Origin of the sequence: Burkholderia cepacia, from assembly GCF_029962485.1 — a bacterium.
GTDB lineage: Bacteria > Pseudomonadota > Gammaproteobacteria > Burkholderiales > Burkholderiaceae > Burkholderia.
On sequence record NZ_CP073637.1, the window covers coordinates 2,840,701 to 2,862,529 of the forward strand.

General features: G+C 65.3%; 17 protein-coding genes. 9 read left to right on the forward strand and 8 right to left on the reverse strand.

Annotated features, from left to right (window positions below; genetic code table 11):
* Window positions 1-44: 44 nt before the first annotated feature.
* The 4 genes from KEC55_RS13275 to clpS form a co-directional block, all read right to left on the reverse strand.
* On the reverse strand, window positions 45-815 hold the full coding sequence (locus KEC55_RS13275) for a COG4705 family protein (protein ID WP_176050692.1): 771 nt from the start codon (window positions 813-815) through the stop codon (window positions 45-47).
* A 132-nt stretch (window positions 816-947) separates the two neighbouring features.
* On the reverse strand, window positions 948-2,327 hold the full coding sequence (locus tag KEC55_RS13280; RefSeq protein WP_282505815.1) for an amino acid permease: 1,380 nt from the start codon (window positions 2,325-2,327) through the stop codon (window positions 948-950).
* A gap of 103 nt (window positions 2,328-2,430) precedes the next feature.
* Entirely contained in the window at window positions 2,431-4,731 is a 2,301-nt protein-coding gene (gene clpA, locus KEC55_RS13285) for an ATP-dependent Clp protease ATP-binding subunit ClpA (protein WP_175846211.1), read from the reverse strand.
* On the reverse strand, window positions 4,728-5,042 hold the full coding sequence (gene clpS / locus KEC55_RS13290) for an ATP-dependent Clp protease adapter ClpS (RefSeq protein ID WP_006398529.1): 315 nt from the start codon (window positions 5,040-5,042) through the stop codon (window positions 4,728-4,730). Before clpS ends, clpA begins: the two co-directional genes overlap by 4 nt.
* Before the next feature lie 547 nt (window positions 5,043-5,589).
* Here clpS and KEC55_RS13295 point away from each other — a divergent pair.
* Complete coding sequence (locus KEC55_RS13295) at window positions 5,590-5,793, forward strand: cold-shock protein (RefSeq protein WP_006478030.1); 204 nt, start codon at window positions 5,590-5,592, stop codon at window positions 5,791-5,793.
* Window positions 5,794-5,975: 182 nt separating this feature from the next.
* Here KEC55_RS13295 and KEC55_RS13300 read toward each other — a convergent pair whose 3' ends face one another.
* Complete coding sequence (locus tag KEC55_RS13300) at window positions 5,976-7,592, reverse strand: multicopper oxidase family protein (RefSeq protein ID WP_282505816.1); 1,617 nt, start codon at window positions 7,590-7,592, stop codon at window positions 5,976-5,978.
* A gap of 622 nt (window positions 7,593-8,214) precedes the next feature.
* Here KEC55_RS13300 and KEC55_RS13305 point away from each other — a divergent pair.
* A complete protein-coding gene (locus tag KEC55_RS13305) occupies window positions 8,215-8,439 on the forward strand; it encodes a hypothetical protein (protein ID WP_006490888.1) in 225 nt (74 codons plus the stop codon).
* 123 nt (window positions 8,440-8,562) lie between these two features.
* On the opposite strand, the gene KEC55_RS13310 is transcribed toward KEC55_RS13305, so the two are convergent.
* Window positions 8,563-10,791 (reverse strand): NADP-dependent isocitrate dehydrogenase, encoded by a 2,229-nt coding sequence (locus KEC55_RS13310; RefSeq protein ID WP_282505817.1) that lies wholly within the window; start codon window positions 10,789-10,791, stop codon window positions 8,563-8,565.
* A 281-nt stretch (window positions 10,792-11,072) separates the two neighbouring features.
* On the reverse strand, window positions 11,073-12,329 hold the full coding sequence (gene icd / locus KEC55_RS13315; protein WP_059233397.1) for an NADP-dependent isocitrate dehydrogenase: 1,257 nt from the start codon (window positions 12,327-12,329) through the stop codon (window positions 11,073-11,075).
* 277 nt (window positions 12,330-12,606) lie between these two features.
* On the opposite strand from icd, the gene KEC55_RS13320 reads away from it, so the two are divergent.
* From KEC55_RS13320 to KEC55_RS13345, 6 genes are all read left to right on the forward strand, one after another.
* Window positions 12,607-13,185 (forward strand): pseudouridine synthase, encoded by a 579-nt coding sequence (locus KEC55_RS13320; RefSeq protein WP_175223016.1) that lies wholly within the window; start codon window positions 12,607-12,609, stop codon window positions 13,183-13,185.
* 281 nt (window positions 13,186-13,466) lie between these two features.
* Window positions 13,467-13,682, forward strand: a complete 216-nt coding sequence (locus KEC55_RS13325) for a hypothetical protein (protein ID WP_011352970.1) — start codon at window positions 13,467-13,469, stop codon at window positions 13,680-13,682.
* A 160-nt stretch (window positions 13,683-13,842) separates the two neighbouring features.
* Window positions 13,843-14,343 carry a DUF192 domain-containing protein gene (locus KEC55_RS13330; protein ID WP_176050698.1) on the forward strand — a complete coding sequence of 167 codons (501 nt, stop codon included), beginning with the start codon at window positions 13,843-13,845 and terminating at the stop codon, window positions 14,341-14,343.
* Between the two features lie 219 nt (window positions 14,344-14,562).
* Window positions 14,563-16,674: an elongation factor G gene (gene fusA, locus KEC55_RS13335; RefSeq protein WP_282505818.1), complete on the forward strand. Its 2,112-nt coding sequence runs from the start codon at window positions 14,563-14,565 to the stop codon at window positions 16,672-16,674.
* A 163-nt stretch (window positions 16,675-16,837) separates the two neighbouring features.
* Window positions 16,838-17,854, forward strand: a complete 1,017-nt coding sequence (locus KEC55_RS13340; RefSeq protein ID WP_282505819.1) for a HoxN/HupN/NixA family nickel/cobalt transporter — start codon at window positions 16,838-16,840, stop codon at window positions 17,852-17,854.
* A 299-nt stretch (window positions 17,855-18,153) separates the two neighbouring features.
* Window positions 18,154-20,028, forward strand: a complete 1,875-nt coding sequence (locus KEC55_RS13345; RefSeq protein WP_282507526.1) for a hypothetical protein — start codon at window positions 18,154-18,156, stop codon at window positions 20,026-20,028.
* A 27-nt stretch (window positions 20,029-20,055) separates the two neighbouring features.
* On the opposite strand, the gene KEC55_RS13350 is transcribed toward KEC55_RS13345, so the two are convergent.
* Complete coding sequence (locus KEC55_RS13350) at window positions 20,056-20,901, reverse strand: aldo/keto reductase (protein ID WP_282505820.1); 846 nt, start codon at window positions 20,899-20,901, stop codon at window positions 20,056-20,058.
* Window positions 20,902-21,067: 166 nt separating this feature from the next.
* Here KEC55_RS13350 and KEC55_RS13355 point away from each other — a divergent pair, with 166 nt between their 5' ends.
* Window positions 21,068-21,814, forward strand: coding sequence for a GntR family transcriptional regulator (locus tag KEC55_RS13355; protein WP_282505821.1), 747 nt, complete (start codon window positions 21,068-21,070; stop codon window positions 21,812-21,814).
* Window positions 21,815-21,829 lie beyond the last annotated feature (15 nt).

The following is a 21,829-nucleotide window of genomic DNA, read 5'->3' on the forward strand; positions in this document are numbered from 1 at the left end:
TGAAAAAGGGGCCTCGCGGCCCCTTTTTCTTTTTCCGTCTGACGTCATTCGCCAACCGGCTGCGCGATCCGCGCGGGCACCGGTTCGCGTCGCCGCGCCTGCGCGACGCTCGCGTAGATCACCAGCGCGACCAGCACACCGAGCAGTACGGCCGACGACCCGACCGTGCCGAGCGCGAGGCCGCCCTTCGCGACCGGCTTCGTCAGCAGGTCGCCGACCGTCGCGCCGAACGGACGCGTGAGCACGAACGCGGCCCAGAACAACAGCACGCCGGAGATCCGCGTGAAGTAGTGCGCGAGCACGATCACCGCCAGCAGCCCGCCGATCAGCAGCGCGCCGCCGCCGAAGCCGAGCCCCGAGCTGTCCGCGAGGAAGTCGCCGAGTGCGGTGCCGAGCGTGTTCGAGAACAGGATCGCGATCCAGTACAGCAGCTCGACCTTGCGCGTGCGGATCAGGTCGACCGACAGCGATTCGCCGCTCAGGCGCCAGACCGCGAAGATCGCCAGCAGGATCGCGACGAGGATCGACGAGCCGGCTGCGTAGCCGAGGCCGAGCGTGCGGTCCATGAAGTCGGACATCGTCGTGCCGGCCGTACTCGTCGCGACGATCACGGCCCAGTAAATCGCCGGGCGGTAGCGTGTCGTCCTGAGCTGTGCGCCCAGCGTCACGAGAAAGAAACCGAACAGCAGGATCGAGCTCACCGCGTAGCCGACGTTCAGCGTCATCGACAGCAGGTCGCCGCCGGTTTCGCCGAGCGTCGTCGCGCAGATCTTCATGATCCAGAACGCGAGCGTAATTTCGGGAAGTTTGTTCATTCGAACCCCATTTGCAGGAAGCGGCGAGCCGGCGCGTGCCGACCCGCCTTGCGGACAGGATCGAATGTAGTCGCCGCCGGCTTAACGGAACCTTAGCGAGCGTGAAGAACGGTGCGGGGGACTCCGGCGCGGTCAGCGTGCGTGTTCGTGCCGGTAATGCAGTGCGTATGCAAGCGTCAGCAAGACGACGAACACGACGCCGACCACCATCGTCATCCGGAATTCGCGCGTGAACGCGGTCGTGAACAGGATCGCCGCGACGAGCGCTGCGCCGAGCAGGCTGCCGAACGGGTGCCCCCACATCCGGAACGCGAGCGCCGGGCCGCGGTACCGAGACCGGAAGCGCAGATGCGTGACGAAGATCATCAACCACGTGAACAGCGCGCCGAACATCGCGATCGCCATCATCACGGTGAACGCGGTGTCGGGCGCCAGCGCGACCAGCACCGCCGCGACCGCGACGCCGCTGGTCGAAATCCACAGCGCCGCGCGCGGCACGCCGTTCGTGCCGAGCCGGCCGAACACCGCGGGCGCGAGCCGTGCACGCGACAGGCTGAACATCATCCGCGTCGTCACGTAGAGCTGGCTGTTCATCGCCGACAGCGCCGCGATCAGCAACACGAAATTGATCACGCCCGCCGCGTACGGCACGTGCGTCGCGGCCATCACCTTCACGAACGGGCTTTCGTCGGTGCCGGCCGCGGTCCACGGCACGATCGCGAGCATCAGCGACAGTGTCAGCAGGTAGAACAGCACGAGCCGGAACACGGTCGAGCGGAACGCCCGCGTGACCGCGTGCTGCGGATCGCGCGCCTCGCCGGCCGCGATCGCGACGGCTTCGATGCTCATGTAGCTGAAGATCGCGACGATCACCGCGACCCAGGTGCCCCACGGCCCCTTGGGCATGAAGCCGCCGTGCGCGGTGTAGTTCGCAAAGCCGATGCCCGACGCGGCTGGCGCGGACCAGACCAGATACGCGCCGAGCACGATGAACACGACGATCGCCGCGATCTTCAGCAGCGAAAACGCATATTCGACCGTGCCGTACAGCGTGACGCTGGCCAGGTTCACGGCGATCAGCAGCGCGGAGAAGCCGATCACCCAGTACCAACCGGGCACGGCCGGGAACCAGTACTTCATGAACACGGCGATCGCGCTGATCTCGGTACCGATCGCGAACACGACCGCGAACCAGTACGCATAGCGCACCAGGAAGCCCGCGAGCGGGCCGACGTAGTGCTCGGCATACGCGCCGAACGAGCCGGCCGTCGGATGCGCGACGGTCATTTCCGCGAGCGCGCCCATCAACAGCAGCGCGATCAGCGCGCCGATCGCATAGGAAACGAGCACGCTCGGGCCCGCGAGCCCGATCGCGAACCCGCTGCCGAGGAACAGCCCCGTGCCGATCGCGCCGCCGATCGCGATCATCGCCATCTGCCCCGACGTCAGCGCATGGCGCAACCCTTGTTCGCGCGCGACGATATCGTCGAACGACCGTTGTTGTTGTGTCACTGCGTTACCACTCCCCTGCACCACCATTGCGCCGCCGGCGCCGGATAAAACGAAACGGCGCGGAAAACTTCCCGCGCCGTTCGCATGAACAACGAATTATCGCTTACTCGACTTCGACCGTCTCTTCGTTCGGCTTGTGCGGCGGATTCGCCAGTTTGTCGAACGACAACAGCACCTTGTCGTTTTCGTCGACGTCGACCGTCACGTGACCGCCATTGACGAGCTTGCCGAACAACAGTTCGTCGGCCAGCGCGCGCCGGATCGTGTCCTGGATCAGCCGCTGCATCGGCCGCGCGCCCATCAGCGGGTCGAAGCCGTGCTTCGCGAGATGCTTGCGCAACGCGTCGGTGAAGAGCGCGTCGACCTTCTTCTCGTGCAGCTGTTCCTCGAGCTGGATCAGGAACTTGTCGACCACGCGCATGATGATTTCCTCATCGAGCGAGCGGAAGCTGATGATCGAATCCAGGCGGTTGCGGAACTCCGGCGTGAACAGGCGCTTGATGTCGGTCATCTCGTCGCCCGTCTCGCGGCGCGTCGTGAAGCCGATCGTCGCCTTCTGCATCGACTCGGCCCCCGCGTTCGTCGTCATGATGATGATGACGTTGCGGAAATCCGCCTTGCGGCCGTTGTTGTCCGTCAGCGTGCCGTGGTCCATCACCTGCAGCAGCACGTTGTAGATGTCCGGATGCGCCTTCTCGATTTCGTCGAGCAGCAGCACGCAATGCGGCTTCTTCGTGACGGCTTCGGTCAGCAGCCCGCCCTGGTCGAACCCGACGTAGCCCGGCGGCGCGCCGATCAGCCTGCTCACCGCATGACGCTCCATGTATTCCGACATGTCGAAGCGGATCAGCTCGATGCCGAGCGTGAACGCGAGCTGGCGCGCCACTTCGGTCTTGCCGACGCCCGTCGGGCCGGAGAACAGGAACGCGCCGATCGGCTTGTCCATCTTGCCGAGGCCCGCGCGCGCCATCTTGATCGAGGCCGCCAGTGCGTCGATCGCCGGATCCTGGCCGAACACGACGCTCTTCAGGTCGCGGTCGAGCGTCTGCAGCTTGCTGCGATCGTCCTGCGACACGCTCTGCGGCGGCACGCGCGCGATCTTCGAGATGATTTCCTCGATCTCGCTCTTGCCGATCGTCTTCTTCTGCTTCGACTTCGGCAGGATGCGCTGGGCGGCACCCGCCTCGTCGATCACGTCGATCGCCTTGTCCGGCAGGTGACGGTCGGTGATGAAGCGCGCCGACAGTTCGGCCGCGGCCGACAGCGCGCCCGACGAATACTTGACGCCGTGATGCTCCTCGAAGCGCGACTTCAGCCCGCGCAGGATCGCGACCGTCTGCTCGACGGTCGGCTCGCTCACGTCGACCTTCTGGAAGCGCCGCGACAGCGCCGCATCCTTCTCGAAGATGCCGCGGTACTCGGTGAACGTGGTCGCGCCGATGCACTTGAGCGTGCCCGACGACAGCGCCGGCTTCAACAGGTTCGACGCATCGAGCGTGCCGCCCGACGCGGCGCCCGCGCCGATCAGCGTGTGGATTTCGTCGATGAACAGGATCGCGTGCGGGCGCTCCTTGAGTTCCTTCAGCACCGTCTTCAGACGCTGCTCGAAATCGCCGCGATACTTGGTGCCCGCGAGCAGCGCGCCCATGTCGAGCGAATAGACCTGCGCGTTCGCGAGGATGTCCGGCACTTCGCCGCGCGTGATGCGATACGCGAGCCCTTCCGCGATCGCGGTCTTGCCCACGCCAGCCTCGCCGACGAGCAGCGGGTTGTTCTTGCGGCGACGGCACAGCACCTGCACGACGCGCTCGACCTCGGGCTCGCGCCCGATCAGCGGATCGATGCGGCCGTCCTTCGCCATCTGGTTCAGGTTCTGCGTGAACTGCGCGAGCGGCGTTTCCTTCTGCGCGTTCGCGTCTTCGCTTTCCGCATTCGCGTCGGTCGACTTCGCGGCTTCGCCGTTGTTCGTCTTCGCGATGCCGTGCGAAATGAAGTTCACCACGTCGAGGCGCGTGACGCCCTGCTGCTGCAGGTAGTACACGGCATGCGAATCCTTCTCGCCGAAGATCGCGACCAGCACGTTCGCGCCGGTCACTTCCTTCTTGCCGTTCGACGTCGACTGGACGTGCATGATCGCGCGCTGGATCACGCGCTGGAAACCGAGCGTCGGCTGGGTATCGACATCGTCGGTACCCGGAACGGTAGGTGTGTTGTCGTGGATGAAATTGCGCAGGTTCTGACGCAAGTCCTCGATGTTTGCCGCGCACGCGCGCAACACCTCGGCTGCCGTCGGATTATCCAGCAGGGCCAGCAGCAGATGCTCGACCGTAATGAACTCATGGCGCGCCTGGCGTGCTTCCATGAACGCCATGTGCAGGCTGACTTCCAATTCCTGGGCAATCATGCTTCCTCCATCACGCACTGCAGCGGATGCCCGGCCTGCCGCGCATGGGTAACGACTTGCTCAACCTTGGTCGACGCGATGTCCCGCGTATAGACCCCACAAACTCCTCGCCCTTCGCGATGGACCTTCAGCATGATCTGAGTGGCCGTCTCGCGATCCTTCTTGAAATACTCCTGGACCACCATCACGACGAATTCCATCGGCGTGAAGTCGTCGTTCAGCAGCACCACCTTGTACATCGAAGGCGGCTTGAGCTTCTGCTGCTTGCGTTCCAGGACGGTACTGTCCTGCTTGTCCGGGATAATCGCCATACACCCATTCTAAACAACTCGGACAGGCCCGCAATCCTGCCATAACCCGACCGACCGGCCGGCGCCCTCCCCGGTATCCCGGAACACGCGATCGTCCTCGTGCCATACGAAAGCCGGCTGCGGTGCCGGCTTTCACGCGTGGCGCGGAACACGAACCGTCAGGGGGCAACTGCACCGGAACGTCGTGTCCGCATCCAGTATCCCACAAGCCGGGACGACTCGAACGCGTGTCACTCGAGCCTGGTATATGAGCCGATTATGCGGCTTTTCAAGACCCCGCGCTTGGCGGCATGCTGCAAAGCAAAGCCGGAGAAACCCTGAAAATGGGTTCTTTACAACGACCCTCTAAACGTCTAAAAATTCCACTTGACACTCCAATAAAGAGCGCCAACAATCAAGCTGGCACTTTTTTCAATTCGCCAGTTGGCGAAATGAAAGAGGCCGAGGTGAGCTTGTGAGGGGGGAACGACTGCATTTTGCAGTCGTTTAGCTTTTCGAGCGTGCTCGTGGTAAGTAGCAGCGACTGTGTGACAGGGGAAGTAGGAAAATGGCAACTGGTATCGTTAAGTGGTTCAACGACGCGAAGGGCTTCGGTTTCATCACTCCCGACGAGGGCGGTGAGGATCTGTTTGCGCACTTCTCGGCTATCACCATGAATGGCTTCAAGACGCTGAAGGAAGGCCAGAAGGTGAGCTTTGACGTCGTTCAAGGACCGAAGGGCAAGCAAGCGTCGAACATCCAGGCCGCATAAAGGCATCGGATATCGGACGAAGAAACCCGGCGCATTGCGCCGGGTTTCTTTTTTTTGAGGCCGGCCAATCGATAATCGATTGGCCGGCCTTTTCGTTCAATCCCGATAATTGAACACACATTGTCTTGTCACACATGCAGATCGGATATCGGCTCTGCGCGTGAAACATATTCACCACGTCGTTACACGACCTTCAGCGTGCCCATCATGCCGAGATCCTCGTGTTCGAGAATGTGGCAATGAAACATGCGCTCTCCGGGCATGTCTTGCGTGACGAGAATCGACACCGTTTCACCGCTGCGCACGTTCACGGTATCGCGCCATGCGCGGAACGGTTCGGTCGTGCGCGAGCCGCCCGACGCGCGCTCGATCACCTGGAACTGCGTGCCGTGCAGGTGAAACGGGTGATCCATGTCGGTGGTATTGCGAATCTCCCAGCGTTCGACGTCGCCGCGGCGGCTCGTCAACGTCGCGCGGTGCGCCGCGTAGGTTTCGCCGTTGATCATGAAACGCATGCCGGCCGGACGGCCGTGCGCCGCGCCCTTCATCATCGCGTCCATGTCCATTTCCTCGCCGAACGCGACCGTCTTGTGCGCGACCGGCTCGCCCAGCGGCGGCACCGAGCGCAACGTGGCCGGCAACGCACGCGCGGCGGCGGGCGCAAACGCGACATCGGCCAGCGCCAGCGCCGGATCGGGCGGCAGGCTGCCGTGACCGTCGTCGTGCGACATCGCCATCTTGCGGCGGTCGTACTCGGCCGCCTGCAGCACCGCGCGCGACGCACGGTCGCCGGCGCGCACCAGCAGTTCCGCGCGCTCGCCCGGCGCGATCAGCAGCGACGTCACGCGGCGCGGCGCATCGAACAGCCCGCCATCGGTGCCCGCATGCTCGAACGCACGGCCGTCGTCGAACGCGACGCGCAGGTAGCGCGCGCTGCACGCGTTCCACACGCGCCAGCGCTCGTCGCCCGTGACGTCGATGCGTGGCCGGCGCGCGCCGTTGACCAGCACGAACTGGCCTTCGCGGCCATTCATCCAGTCCATCATGTCGTTCGGCGCAATCGTGCCGTCGCGCGCAAGCTTCAGGTCCGACACGAACAGGTTGCGCTCGGGCCAGCCGGCGAGCGGATCGTCCGCGGCACGCACGATGAACGGGCCGGCCAGCCCGCGAAACACCTGCTCGGCCGTCATCATGTGCGGATGCGGGTGGTACCAGTAGGTGCCGGCGCTGCCCTTCGGCAGCGTAAACCGATACACGCGCGTTGCGCCGGGCGCGACGGGATCGGACGGATTGCCGTCCTGGTCGGGCGGCACGGGCAGGCCGTGCCAGTGGATCGTCGACGGCTGCGGCAGCTTGTTCACGAACTTGATCTCGACCGTGTCGCCCTCGCGCACGTCGATCAGCGGGCCGACGACGGGGCCTTGCGCGCCCGCGCCGAACTGCCAGAACGTGGTCGGCCGCGCCCCGCGCAGCATCGGGCGCGCAACGGGCTGCGCGACCAGCGTGGCCCGGAACGTACCGGGTTCGCGGCTTTCGTTCGCGAGTGTGCGCAACGCCGCGAGCGGCGCGCCGGCCGGCAGCGCGTCGGCGGCCGCGAGCGGGGCCGATGCGGGCTTGCCGTGCTGCGCGTGCCCCGACATGCCGGACATTCCTGACATACCCGACATGCCGGGCATGTCGTCCATCGAATCCATGCCGGCCATACCCGCATGACCGGCCTGTTGCGCCCACGCGGTGCGCGCAAACAGCGACGCGGCCGCGACCCCGATGGCGTGCGACAGGAAGGTTCTCCGTATCATCAATCGATCCTCGTTATCCATGCAGCGTCGCGCGACTGCCGCGACGCGTGCGCCGGCCGGCCGGACCGCCGGTGCGCGACGCGAAACCTGATGCCCGCGTCATCATAACCGCAGGCCCCTATCGAAAAGCGCCGCCACCGATCGGGCGGCGATACGCCGCAGCCCGCCTTTGCACCGCCGTTCTTCGGCCATCTCGCCCCGCCCCGGACCACGCCCGCCGCCGCATCCGGGCGCTCGTTTGGCGCCAGCTGTTCGCCACTACGCTGGCGCGCGCCGCCCCTTCTTCCGCCAAACCACCGATTTTTCACGATGTGGAACAAGTCTCTGCGTTGTAAAAATTCGTGGTGCAGGGCACAAATTTCCCGTTTCGCGATGCCAAAAAACGTTCCGCAATACAAAACGTTGAAAATAATTACTTGTTTTTAAAAGAGAATTTTTGTTTCGAGAAGCCGTTCTACATGCACCATCCGACCGGGCCGCGGACGTAGACTTTGTCCCATGCACTGACGCTTCGCCACGACGTTCGATACGGAACCCGGCGCAAGCAGCCAGTCGGGCCACAGCCGGCCGAGCCGGCAGGCGGCACACCAGAATCGCTTGTGATCAGAAAGGGAGAACGGAAATGAAGGGATTTCGCTTTGGTTCAGCGCTCGGGTCGTTCTACATCCTGCCGGGTAACGGCGGCTGGGAAGCGACGTTCGGCAACGCCCTGCTCGGCGCATTCTCGTGCCCCGAAGTGGCGGCCGACCACATCTCCCGCGGCGACTGCGAACAACTGTCCGAACTGGACACGGCTACGCTCGAAGTGCCGCACGAAATCGCCGAATGGGAAATCGTTCACGTCTGAATGACAAGCCTGCAACGAAAAACGCCCCGGGCGACCGGGGCGTTTTTATTGGGTGTCGGACGGCGAACGGCTAATCGCGCCGTGTCGACACACGCATTGGCTCGCGCGATGGCGCGGCCCGCGTCAGGCGACTGCGTCGACGATGCCGTTCAGCGTCGCGCTCGGGCGCATCGCCTGGCTCGTCAGCTCGACGTTCGGACGGTAGTAGCCGCCGATCGCCTGCGCCTTGCCCTGCGCGGCCCCCAGTTCTTCCAGGATGCGCGCTTCGTTGTCGGACAGCGCCTTCGCCACACCTTCGAACTGCGCCTTCAGCGCGGCGTCCTCGGTCTGCTCGGCCAGCGCCTGCGCCCAGTACAGGCACAGGTAGAAGTGGCTGCCGCGGTTGTCGAGGCCACCGACCTTGCGCGCCGGCGACTTGTTCTCGTCCAGGAACTTGCCGGTCGCCTGGTCGAGCGTCTTGGCGAGCACAACCGCTTTCGGGTTCTGGTACGCGTTGCCGAGGTGTTCGAGCGACGCCGCCAGTGCGAGGAATTCGCCGAGCGAATCCCAGCGCAGGAAACCTTCCTCGACGAACTGCTGCACGTGCTTCGGCGCCGAGCCGCCCGCGCCCGTTTCGAACATCCCGCCGCCGGCCATCAGCGGCACGATCGACAGCATCTTCGCGCTGGTGCCGAGTTCCATGATCGGGAACAGGTCGGTCAGGTAGTCGCGCAGCACGTTGCCGGTGACCGAGATCGTGTCCTTGCCCGCGCGGATGCGCTCGAGCGAGAAACGCGTCGCTTCGACCGGCGTCATCACGCGGATGTCGAGACCGTTCGTGTCGTGATCCTTCAGGTAGCGTTCGACCTTCGCGATGATCTGCGCATCGTGTGCACGCGCCGGATCGAGCCAGAACACGGCCGGTGCGCCGGTCGCGCGCGCGCGGTTCACCGCGAGCTTGACCCAGTCCTGCACCGGTGCGTCCTTCGTCTGGCACATGCGCCAGATGTCGCCCGCTTCCACGGCATGCTCGAGCAGCACGTTGCCGGCTTCGTCGGTGACGCGCACGACGCCGTCCGCCGGGATCTGGAAAGTCTTGTCGTGCGAACCGTATTCTTCGGCCGCCTGCGCCATCAGGCCGACGTTCGGCACGCTGCCCATCGTGACCGGATCGAATGCGCCGTGTTGCTTGCAGTCCTCGATCACGGCCTGGTAGACGCCTGCGTAGCAACGGTCCGGAATCACGGCCTTCGCGTCGTACAGCGCGCCGTCCGGGCCCCACATGCCGCCCGAATCGCGGATCATCGCCGGCATCGACGCGTCGACGATCACGTCGCTCGGCACGTGCAGGTTCGTGATGCCCTTGTCCGAGTTGACCATCGCGAGACGCGGGCGCACCGCGTATTCGGCCTTGATGTCGGCTTCGATCGCTTCGCGCGTGTCGGCCGGCAGGTCCTTCAGGCGCGCGTACAGGTCGCCGATCCCGTTGTTCGGGTTGAAGCCGGCCTGCGCCAGCACGTCCGCGTGCTTCGCGAGCGCGTCGCGGTAGAACACCGACACGAAGTGACCGAACAGGATCGGGTCCGAGACCTTCATCATGGTCGCCTTCAGGTGCACCGAGAACAGCACGTCCTGCGCCTTCGCGTCGGCGATCTGCGCTTCGATGAAGCTGCGCAGCGCATTGCGGCTCATCACCGAGGAATCGATGACTTCACCGGCCTTCACGGCCGTCTTTTCCTTCAGCACCTTCTTCGCGCCGTCGGCCGTCGTGAGTTCGATCTTCACGCTGCCGGCATCGGCGATCAGCGCCGACTTCTCGCTGCCGTAGAAGTCGCCTTCGCTCATGTGCGCGACGTGTGCCTTCGACGTGGCCTTCCACGCGCCCATCTTGTGCGGATGCTTGCGTGCGTAATTCTTGACCGACAGCGGCGCGCGGCGGTCGGAGTTGCCTTCGCGCAGCACCGGGTTCACCGCGCTGCCCTTGATCTTGTCGTAGCGTGCCTTGACCGCCTTCTCTTCGTCCGTCGACGGATCTTCCGGGTAGGCCGGCAGCTTGAAACCCTGCGCCTGCAGTTCGGCGATCGCGGCCTTCAGCTGCGGCACCGATGCGCTGATGTTCGGCAGCTTGATGATGTTCGCTTCCGGCTTCAGCGTGAGCTGGCCCAGCTCGGCCAGATCGTCGGAACCCTTCTGCTCCGGCGGCAGGACGTCTGCAAATGCCGCGATGATGCGCCCGGCGAGCGAGATGTCGCGCGTTTCGACGGCGACGCCGGACGAGCGCGTGAAGGCCTTGACGATCGGCAGCAGCGAATAGGTCGCGAGCGCGGGCGCTTCGTCGGTGAGGGTGTAGATGATCTTGGGCGAAGTGGACATGGTCGATGCGTTGCTACGTGAAAATTTTGGACTGAGGAGCGCCGGCGGTAACCGGCGGGGAGCGACCGGGTCGGTCGCGAAAGGGGCACGCCGGCTCAGCCGGGCGGTGGTGTTGCGAGGGCCGTCATGTTCTACCTTGCAGGGCCTCCGGGCCGCATCGCGGCGCCGCGGCCCGCATGCCGGACCGCCCTGCCAACAAACCTGCCATCCACGAAACGCTCCGGCGCCGGCAGTCAGCGCCGGGGCGGCCGGCAACCTGCCGGCCCACCCCGGAAGGGGTCTTACATGTTCTCGATCAGCACTTCGCCGAAGCCGGAGCACGACACCTGCGTCGCGCCTTCCATCAGGCGCGCGAAGTCGTACGTGACGCGCTTCTGCAGGATCGACTTCTCCATCGAGGCGATGATCGTGTCGGCCGCTTCCGTCCAGCCGAGGTGGCGCAGCATCATTTCCGCCGACAGGATCTCGGAACCGGGGTTCACGTAATCCTTGCCTGCGTACTTCGGTGCCGTGCCGTGCGTCGCCTCGAACATCGCGACCGAATCCGACAGGTTCGCGCCCGGTGCGATCCCGATGCCGCCGACCTGCGCGGCCAGTGCGTCGGAGATGTAGTCGCCGTTCAGGTTCAGCGTCGCAATCACGTCGTATTCGGCCGGGCGCAGCAGGATCTGCTGCAGGAATGCGTCGGCGATCGAATCCTTGATCACGATCTCATTGCCCGTCTTCGGGTTCTTCACGCGCATCCACGGGCCGCCGTCGATCAGCTCGCCGCCGAATTCCTTCTGCGCGAGCGCGTAGCCGGCGTCACGGAACAGGCCCTCCGTGAACTTCATGATGTTGCCCTTGTGCACCAGCGTGACCGACTTGCGATCGTTGTCGATCGCGTACTGGATCGCCTTGCGCACGAGACGCTCGGTGCCTTCGGTCGACACGGGCTTGACGCCGATCCCCGAGGTTTCCGGGAAACGGATCTTCTTCACGCCCATCTCGTCCTGCAGGAACTTGATGACCTTCTTCGCCTGCTCGGAACCCGCGGCCCATTCGATGCCCGCGTAGATGTCTTCCGAGTTCTCGCGGAAGATCACCATGTCGATCTTCTGCGGCTCGCGCACCGGCGACGGCACGCCCTTGAAGTACTGGACCGGACGCAGGCAGACGTACAGGTCGAGTTCCTGGCGCAGCGCGACGTTCAGCGAACGGATGCCGCCGCCGACCGGGGTCGTGAGCGGCCCCTTGATCGACACCACGTATTCCTTCAGCACCTGCAGCGTTTCTTCCGGGAGCCATACGTCCGGACCGTACACCTTCGTCGCCTTCTCGCCCGCGAAGATCTCCATCCAGTGGATCTTGCGCTTGCCCTTGTAGGCATGCGCGACCGCCGCGTCGACGACCTTGATCATGACCGGCGTGATATCGAAGCCCGTACCGTCGCCTTCAATATAGGGAATGATCGGCTGATCGGAAACGTTGAGCGAGAAGTCCTTGTTGACGGTGATCTTGTCACCGCCTTCCGGAACCTTGATGTGCTGATACGGCATGATCGACTCCAGTGACGTGGCTGAGCAGGTGATGCTGGTCGAAACTGCGCGCGCGGCGGGGGCGCGGCATGGCCACCCCGTGACGGCAACAGCGAGCCGCTATTCTAGCGCCCCAACCGGGCACTTCGGCATGAACCGCGGCACTGCGTATCAAGACCTCACTTATGTCTTATATAAGACAGAGGACTTGCCGTTCCGTATTATGCATTAAGATTCCGCCATTTGCCATAGACCGCCCGCCCCCGCCTCCCGCGGCAGGCCGGGCGGGCGCCCCGCCATGAACCTGATTGCCCTCAACAAGCCGTTCGGCACGATTTGCCAGTTTTCCGCGCACGAGACGCGCCCGTCGCTCGGCGACTGGGTAAAAACGCCCGGCGTCTATGCGGCCGGCCGGCTGGACGCGGACAGCGAAGGCTTGCTGCTGCTCACCGATGACGGCGCGCTGCAGGCGCGCATCGCGGAGCCGCGCCACAAGCTCGTGAAGCGCTATTGGGCGCAGGTCGAGGGCGCGCCCGGCCCGGCCGACCTGAAGGCGCTCGCGCGCGGCGTCGACCTGGGCGACTACGTGACGCGACCGTGCCGCGCCGAGTTCATCGAACCACCCGACACGCTGTGGCCGCGCAATCCGCCGATCCGCTACCGCGCCGCGATCCCGACCACGTGGATCGAACTCGCGATCACCGAAGGCAAGAATCGGCAGGTGCGCCGGATGACGGCCGCCGTCGGCTTCCCGACGTTGCGCCTGGTGCGCGTCGGCGTCGGTGCGCTGGATATATTTGCACTCGGCATTGCGCCGGGCGAAACAATCGCACTGCCGCCGCGCGCGCCATGGGACGGTTTCGCGCCCGTCGGATGACGAATACGGGATACGCGAATTTTTCATCATCTTTTTCGTCAACCGGCTGCGAAGATCGCGCGTTAAACCACGCAGATGCCAACCTTAGCTATCCGGCATTGGCAGCCGAACCCGTATTTGCGTCACGAAAGCGACGTTTTTCTCGAATACGATTCGGCGCCCGCAGCGCAATGAGAAATTTCTCGAAGCGTCTGTCAACCGAAAGGTGGATGGCACCGTTAGACGACATGACTCCTATTGCCGGGTCATTTGGTTAATTAACTAAAGCTGAGGAACACAACATGAACAAACTGATCGCCGCTCTGGTCGCTGGCCTCTTCGCAACGGCTGCTTTCGCACAAGCTTCGGCTCCGGAAGCTGCTCCGGCAGCAGCAGAAGCTGCTTCGGCACCGGCTAAGCACGCTGCCAAGAAGCACCACGCTGCCAAGAAGCACCACAAGGCATCGAAGAAGGCTGCAGCAAGCGACGCAGCAGCACCGGCAGCTGCTTCGAACTAAGTAAGCAAGCTGTAATAACGCAGTCAAGAACACGCAGTCTTGCCGTTCTTACGGCGTTGAAAGGCAGATCACCGCAAGGCGATCTGCCTTTTTCTTTTTTGTGCCCGCCGGCGCGCATCGCGTACCATGCGGGTCTCGTTTTCCAGACAGGAGCCATGCTGTGCAATTCTCCCTGCGCTCGTCGCTCGGCCGCCTAGCGCGCGCCGCCGTCTTTCCCGCCGCGCTCGCCGTCCTCGCGTTCGGCATGCAGGCCGCCAGCGCGCAGATGCCGCCCGGCGCCAAGCAGCCGAGCGAGTTCCCGCGCGTGAAGCTGCGCGCCGGCATGTACGTGATCGACGCGGCCGTCGCCGCGAACGACGCCGACCGCGAACAGGGGCTGATGTACCGCTCGCAGCTCGCGCCGAACGAAGGCATGCTGTTCGTCTTCAACGAAAACGCCGTGCACTGCTTCTGGATGAAGAACACGCTGATCCCGCTGTCGATCGCGTTCATCCGCGCCGACGGCACGATCACCGACATCGACGAGATGCGGGCGGAGACGACCGACAACCACTGCCCGCGCAACAACGGCGTCTACGCGCTCGAAATGAGCAAGGGCTGGTTCGCGGCCAAGGGCATCAAGCCCGGCATGAAGCTCGACGGCCTGCCGAAGGCCCAGTAACGGCCCTCTCCGCGGCGTCGCACCGCGCATCGACCGAAGCCGGCCGCCCGTTGCGCGCCGGCTTTTTTTTCGCCTGCCGGCGGCGCTGCCCGGCTTGATTCCGCCGGCGCTGGCCGCATCTGCAAAAGCCACGCGCAAGCGCTATGCTTTAAGTCTCGCTTGTTCCAGCCCGGGCCGGCCCAGCCGTCCCGCTTACGATCCGAACCTAAGGAGGTTCACGTGCCCCGCAAAACCCCCATCGAGCGCTATCGCAATATCGGGATCAGCGCTCACATCGATGCCGGCAAGACCACGACGACCGAGCGCATCCTGTTTTACACCGGCGTGAGCCACAAGATCGGTGAAGTGCACGACGGCGCGGCCACGATGGACTGGATGGAGCAGGAGCAGGAACGCGGCATCACGATCACGTCGGCGGCGACCACGGCCTTCTGGAAAGGCATGGCCGGCAACTATCCGGAACACCGCATCAACATCATCGACACGCCCGGGCACGTCGACTTCACGATCGAAGTCGAGCGCTCGATGCGCGTGCTCGACGGCGCGTGCATGGTCTACGACTCGGTCGGCGGCGTGCAGCCGCAGTCCGAAACCGTGTGGCGCCAGGCGAACAAGTACAAGGTGCCGCGCATCGCGTTCGTCAACAAGATGGACCGCGTCGGCGCCGACTTCTTCCGCGTGCAGAAGCAGATCGGCGAGCGCCTGAAGGGCGTCGCCGTGCCGATCCAGATTCCGATCGGCGCGGAAGATCATTTCCAGGGCGTCGTCGATCTCGTGAAGATGAAGGCCATCGTGTGGGACGACGAAAGCCAGGGCGTGAAATTCACGTACGAGGAGATCCCCGCGAACCTCGTCGAGCTCGCGCGCGAATGGCGCGAGAAGATGGTCGAGGCTGCGGCCGAAGCGAGCGAGGAACTGCTCGAGAAGTACCTGCACGACCATGAATCGCTGACCGAGGACGAGATCAAGGCCGCGTTGCGCAAACGTACGGTCGCGAACGAGATCGTGCCGATGCTGTGCGGCAGCGCGTTCAAGAACAAGGGCGTGCAGGCGATGCTCGACGCGGTGATCGACTACCTGCCGTCGCCCGTCGACGTGCCCGCGATTCTCGGCCACGACTTCCACGACCCGGAAAAGCCGGCGGAACGTCATCCGAGCGACGACGAGCCGTTCTCGTCGCTCGCGTTCAAGATCATGACCGACCCGTTCGTCGGCCAGCTGATCTTCTTCCGCGTGTATTCGGGTGTCGTCGAATCGGGCGACACGGTGCTCAACGCGACGAAGGACAAGAAGGAACGGCTCGGCCGGATCCTGCAGATGCACGCGAACGAGCGCAAGGAAATCAAGGAAGTGCGCGCGGGCGACATCGCGGCGGCCGTCGGCCTGAAGGAAGCGACCACCGGCGACACGCTGTGCGATCCGGCGAAGCCGATCATCCTCGAGAAGATGGAATTCCCGGAGCCGGTGATCTCGCAGGCCGTCGAGCCGAAGACGAAGGCCGACCAGGAAAAGATGGGCCTCGCGCTGAACCGCCTCGCGCAGGAAGACCCGTCGTTCCGCGTGCAGACCGACGAAGAGTCCGGCCAGACGATCATTTCGGGGATGGGCGAGCTTCACCTCGAAATCCTGGTCGACCGGATGAAGCGCGAATTCGGCGTCGAAGCGACGGTCGGCAAGCCGCAGGTCGCGTATCGCGAGACGGTGCGCACGACGGCGGCCGACGTCGATGGCAAGTTCGTCAAGCAGTCGGGCGGCCGCGGCCAGTACGGCCATGCGGTGATCACGCTGGAGCCGAACCCGGGCAAGGGCTACGAATTCCTCGACGAGATCAAGGGCGGCGTGATTCCTCGCGAATTCATCCCGGCCGTCGACAAGGGCATCACCGAAACGCTGAAGAGCGGCGTGCTCGCGGGCTACCCGGTCGTCGACGTGAAGGTGCACCTGACGTTCGGCTCGTACCACGACGTCGACTCGAACGAAAACGCGTTCCGGATGGCCGGCTCGATGGCCTTCAAGGAAGCGATGCGCCGTGCGAAGCCCGTGCTGCTCGAACCGATGATGGCCGTCGAGGTCGAGACGCCCGAGGAATTCATGGGCAACGTGATGGGCGACCTGTCGAGCCGTCGCGGCATCGTGCAGGGGATGGAAGACATCGCCGGCGGCGGCGGCAAGCTCGTGCGCGCCGAAGTGCCGCTCGCGGAGATGTTCGGTTATTCGACGTCGCTGCGTTCGGCGACGCAGGGCCGCGCGACCTACACGATGGAGTTCAAGCAGTACGCGGAAACGCCGGCCAACGTGTCGGAAGGCGTGATCAGCGCGAAGACGAAGTAAGCGCCGGGCGTTCACGCCCCGTCGCCTGCACGCAAGCCCGTCCGGTTCCGGACGGGCTTTTTTTCATCCGGCGCGCGCTGCGTTCGCGGTTTTTTGATCGGCACGCCAGGCATTTTTTTCGCATGCCACAATGGATCGCGATTCGTCAGATGGAACCCGCCCGATGCCGCCCACCCCTGCCCTGCGCCGCCTGCTGATGCTCTACGCCGGCCTGATCGCCGCGAACGTCGCCGTGTGGCTGTGGGCGCTCGTGGTGCTGCGCGACCATCCGCTGCTGCTCGGCACCGCGGCGATCGCGTACGGGCTCGGGCTGCGTCACGCGGTCGACGCCGATCACATCGCCGCGATCGACGTCGCGACGCGCAAGCTGATGCAGGACGGCCAGCGTCCGGTGAGCGTCGGCCTGTTCTTCTCGCTCGGCCATTCGACGATCGTGATCGCGGCGACGCTCGGCATCGCGCTGACGGCGTTCGCACTGCGCGACCGGTTCGATGCGTTCCGCGAGATCGGCGGCACGATCGGCACGGCGGTATCGGCCACTTTCCTGCTCGTGCTCGCGTGCGTGAACCTGATGATCCTGCGCGACGTATGGCGGCGTTATCGCCGCGTCCCCGAGCACGCACACGCGCATGACGACGCGCACGTGCATCGCCCTGCCGGGCTCGTTTCACGACTGCTGCGCCCGCTGTTCCGGTTCGTATCGAAGAGCTGGCACATGTATCCGGTCGGCGTGCTGTTCGGGCTAGGTTTCGATACTGCAACCGAAATCGGCCTGCTCGCGATCGCCGCCGCGCAAGCGAGCCAGGGATTGCCGGTCTACACGGTCATGCTGTTTCCCGCGCTGTTCACCGCCGGCATGACGCTGATCGACTCGACCGACAATGTGCTGATGATTCATGCATACGGCTGGGCGATGGACGACCCGCAGCGCAAGCTGCTCTACAACGCGAGCATCACGTTCGTGTCGGCGGCCGTTGCACTGGCGATCGGCGGAATCGAGGCGGCCGGCCTGCTGGCCGACAAGCTGTCGCTGACAGGCCCCGTGCGCGACGCGCTCGATGCGCTCGGCGATCGCTTCGGCTCGATCGGCTACGGCATCGTCGCGCTGTTCCTCGTCTGCTGGATCGCGTCGATCCTGTTCCACCGCTGGCAGCGCGCCGCCGACGCGCCGGCGCGCTGAGCCACGCGCGAACACTCAGACGTTTCATTCCGGAAACAATATTCCCCCCCAAGACGTTGCATGCGCCCGTCGCGTACCCGCGCGCACGTTGTGCGACAGGCACAAGCGGCCGATGGCACGAATCTCGCAGATAGGGATTCGCACGGCGGGCCCGCGTGCCGATCCGCGTTCGCGGCTGGCGTCATGCGCCGGCCCGAAGGCAATCGGCCGCCGACAGGACAACGAATCTTTTCTGGCCCCCTGCACCACACGTAGATAGCCGCGCGGCAACGAGGCATCGCGCGCATGGGGAGGCCATGATGCATAAGACGAAACAACCGTCCCGCCCGGCGGGACGGCGCCCTCGTGCAACCTTGCTGGCCGCAGCCGCGTTTGCGTGCTGCTGCTCGTATGCCGTCGCACAAACCACCACGCCTGACTCCGAGCCCGACGCGAACACCAGCGCGGACACCATCATGATGGTGGTCGCAGACGCTTCGTCATGCGCAGCCAATCCGGCTGCGTGCGCGGTGCACGTCTATGCTGGTCGGGGTATCGGCGGTAACGGTGCCGGCCCGAGCGGCAGTGGCGGCGGCAGTCCCGGACCGGGTAACGGTAGTGGTAGCGGCAACGGTAGCGGTAGCGGTGGAAATAACGGCAACGGTGCCGTCGGACCTGCCGGTACCGGTGGAACGACAGGTGGAACGTCCAGCGGGACGAGCGGCACGGGCCGCGGAGGCAACTCGTCCGGTAACGGTGGTAACGGTGGTTCAAGTGGCGGTACTTCGGGTGGTGGTACTTCGGGTGGCGGCACTTCGGGTGGCGGCACTTCGGGTGGCGGTACTTCGGGTGGCGGTACTTCGGGCGGTGGCACTTCAGGCGGCGGCACTTCAGGTGGCGGCACTTCGGGTGGCGGCACTTCGGGTGGCGGCACTTCGGGTGGCGGTACTTCGGGTGGCGGTACTTCGGGTGGCGGTACTTCGGGTGGCGGCACTTCAGGTGGTGGTACTTCAGGTGGCGGCACTTCGGGCGGCGGCACTTCAGGTGGCGGCACTTCGGGTGGCGGCACTTCGGGCGGCGGTACTTCAGGTGGCGGCACTTCAGGTGGCGGCACTTCGGGTGGCGGCACTTCGGGTGGCGGTACTTCAGGTGGCGGCACCTCAGGTGGCGGCACTTCGGGTAGCGGAGGCCATGGCGGACACGGAGGTGGCGGCGACGGTGACGGCGGTGGCCACGGCCACGGCCACGGCGGCGGCCACGGCGATGGTGACGGTGATGGCGGAGGTCACGGCAACGGTGGTGGCCATGGCGATGGTGACGGCGGCGGTCACGGCAATGGTGGTGGCCACGGCGATGGTGACGGCGGCGGTCACGGCAATGGTGGTGGCCACGGCGATGGTGACGGCGGTGGTCACGGCAATGGTGGCGGCCATGGCGATGGTGACGGCGGCGGTCACGGCAATGGTGGTGGCCATGGCGATGGTGACGGCGGTGGTCACGGCAACGGTGGTGGCCATGGCAATGGTGACGGCGGCGGTCACGGCAACGGCGGTGGCCATGGCGACGGTGACGGCGGCGGTCACGGCAATGGTGGTGGCCACGGCGATGGTGACGGCGGCGGTCACGGCAATGGTGACGGCGGTGGTCACGGCAACGGCGGCGGCCATGGCAATGGTGGTGGCCATGGCAACGGTGACGGCGGTGGCCATGGCAATGGTGGCGGCCATGGCAACGGTGACGGCGGTGGCCATGGCAATGGTGGCGGCCATGGCGACGGTGACGGCGGTGGTCACGGCAATGGCGGCGGCCATGGCAACGGTGGTCACGGCAATGGCGGTGGCAACGGCAATGGCAACGGCAGTGGTGGCGCTGGCAATGGTGGTGCCAATGGCGTTGGCAACGGCCGTGGTAACGGCAACGGCGGCTCAGGCAACGGTGGTGGCAACGGCAATGGCGCCGGCGGCAACGGTGGTCAAGGCAACGGCAACGGCGGCTCGGGCAACGGCGGCAGCAACGGCAACGGTGGCCAAGGCAACGGCAACGGTGGCCACGGCAATGGCGGCGGCAACGGCAATGGCAACGGCAGTGGCGGCGACGGCAATGGCGGTGCCAACGGTGTCGGCAATGGCCACGGTACCGGCAACGGCAATGGCGGCGGTCACGGCAACGGCGGATCGTCCGGCGGCAACCACTGACCGGAAGCGTTGCCCGGCCGGTTGCCGTCAGAGCATCTCGAGCGCGCGCTTGCTGCGTGGCGGACGGAAATACGCGTCAAGCTGCGCGCGCTCGTCATCGCTCAATTCGAAATCGAGCGCGGCGCGATTGTCGCGCACGTGCTCGATCCTCGATGCCTTCGGGATCGCGAATACACCTGGCTGCGCCAGCACCCATGCCAGTGCGACGCGCATCACCGACACGCCGCGCAGCCGTGCGATCTCGTCGAGCGGCGAGCGCTTCGGCAACCGCCCGTGGTCGACCGGGCTGTACGCCATTGCCGGCATCCGGTGATCGGCGAGCCATGGCAGCAGGTCGAATTCCGGTCCGCGCCTCGCGATGTTGTAGAGGATTTGGTTGGTCGCGCAGGCACCGCCGCCCGCCTCGTCGACGAGCTCTTCCATATCGGCCGTATCGAAGTTGCTCACACCCCAGCGACGGATCTTGCCCGCGCGCTGCAGCGCCTCGAAACCTTCGACCGTCTCCTCGAGCGGCACCGAGCCGCGCCAGTGCAGCAGGTACAGGTCGAGGCGATCGGTGCGCAAGCGCTTGAGGCTCGCGTCGCACGCGGCGACGACGCCGCGCCGGCTCGCATGGTGCGGATAGACCTTGCTGACGAGGAACACGTCATCGCGCAGGCCCGCGAGTGCTTCGCCGACCAGTTCCTCGGTCGCGCCGTCGCCGTACATCTCGGCCGTATCGACCAGCGTCATCCCGAGTTCGATGCCTTCGCGCAGCGCGGCGATCTCGTCCGCCCGGCGGGCCGGCCGCTCGCCCATTTCCCAGGTGCCCTGTCCGAGCTTCGGAATCGTCTCGCCGTCCGGCAGGACGACCGTGGCGATCGTGTCTGTCATGCGTTCCTCGTTGCGGATTCGTGGCCGCGCGCCGCGGCCGAAGCATGGAATACGACGCGTCAGTGTAGTCAATCGGCGCGCCGACGGCCTATTGCACGGCAAAAACCGGCTATAACGGCGCCGCATGATGACTTAGAATGGCCGCAACCTGATCGATACCCATTCCATGAAGTCACCCACGGACGACCGGTGGCAGGACCTGCGCCCCGACCCCGACAACGACACGCCGTTGTACCTGCAGCTCACCCGCAAGCTCGGCGACGCGATCCACGACAACCGCTGGACGGCCGGCGAGGCGCTGCCTTCGGAGCGCGTGCTGTCCGAAGCGCTCGGCGTATCGCGCATCACCGCGCGCAAGGCGATCGCGCTGCTCGTCGAGCAGGGCTTGATCCGCCGCACGCAGGGCGCGGGCAATTTCATCCAGCCGCGCTACGAGGATCCGCTGTCGCGCCTGTCGAGCTTCAGCGAAATGCTCGAGCGCCGCGGCTTCAAGCCGAGTTCGCAATGGCTCGCGCGCGAAATTCAGCCGGCGAACCGGGACGAAGTGATCCAGCTCGGGCTATCTCCGGCCGCATCCGTTACACGCCTGAAACGCCTGCGTCTCGCCGACGGCATCGTGATGGCCGTCGAGAATTCGACGTTCCCCGCGACGCTGATTCCCGATCCGCAGGCAATCGGCGGGTCGCTGTACAGCTATCTCGAAGCGCGCGGCACGCCGATCGTGCGCGCGCTGCAGCATTTCCGCGCGGTCAACGCGACCGACGAGATCGCCGAGCAGATGGGCATCGCGCCGCACGATGCGCTGCTGCTGATCACGCGGATCGGCTATACGTCGGACCAGCGCGCGATCGAACTGACCGACACCTACTGCCGCAACGACTACTACGACTTCGTCGTCGAGCTGCGCAAGTAACGCCGGCCGCGCGGC

Excerpts from the sequence above, each read along its gene's own strand:
- KEC55_RS13275 (WP_176050692.1), bottom strand. The coding sequence starts at position 815 with ATGAACAAACTTCCCGAAATTACGCTCGCGTTCTGGATCATGAAGATC.
- clpA (WP_175846211.1), bottom strand. The coding sequence starts at position 4,731 with ATGATTGCCCAGGAATTGGAAGTCAGCCTGCACATGGCGTTCATGGAA.
- clpS (WP_006398529.1), bottom strand. The coding sequence starts at position 5,042 with ATGGCGATTATCCCGGACAAGCAGGACAGTACCGTCCTGGAACGCAAG.
- KEC55_RS13295 (WP_006478030.1), top strand. The coding sequence starts at position 5,590 with ATGGCAACTGGTATCGTTAAGTGGTTCAACGACGCGAAGGGCTTCGGT.
- KEC55_RS13300 (WP_282505816.1), bottom strand. The coding sequence starts at position 7,592 with ATGATACGGAGAACCTTCCTGTCGCACGCCATCGGGGTCGCGGCCGCG.
- KEC55_RS13305 (WP_006490888.1), top strand. The coding sequence starts at position 8,215 with ATGAAGGGATTTCGCTTTGGTTCAGCGCTCGGGTCGTTCTACATCCTG.
- KEC55_RS13310 (WP_282505817.1), bottom strand. The coding sequence starts at position 10,791 with ATGTCCACTTCGCCCAAGATCATCTACACCCTCACCGACGAAGCGCCC.
- icd (WP_059233397.1), bottom strand. The coding sequence starts at position 12,329 with ATGCCGTATCAGCACATCAAGGTTCCGGAAGGCGGTGACAAGATCACC.
- KEC55_RS13320 (WP_175223016.1), top strand. The coding sequence starts at position 12,607 with ATGAACCTGATTGCCCTCAACAAGCCGTTCGGCACGATTTGCCAGTTT.
- KEC55_RS13325 (WP_011352970.1), top strand. The coding sequence starts at position 13,467 with ATGAACAAACTGATCGCCGCTCTGGTCGCTGGCCTCTTCGCAACGGCT.
- KEC55_RS13340 (WP_282505819.1), top strand. The coding sequence starts at position 16,838 with ATGCCGCCCACCCCTGCCCTGCGCCGCCTGCTGATGCTCTACGCCGGC.
- KEC55_RS13345 (WP_282507526.1), top strand. The coding sequence starts at position 18,154 with ATGCATAAGACGAAACAACCGTCCCGCCCGGCGGGACGGCGCCCTCGT.
- KEC55_RS13350 (WP_282505820.1), bottom strand. The coding sequence starts at position 20,901 with ATGACAGACACGATCGCCACGGTCGTCCTGCCGGACGGCGAGACGATT.
- KEC55_RS13355 (WP_282505821.1), top strand. The coding sequence starts at position 21,068 with ATGAAGTCACCCACGGACGACCGGTGGCAGGACCTGCGCCCCGACCCC.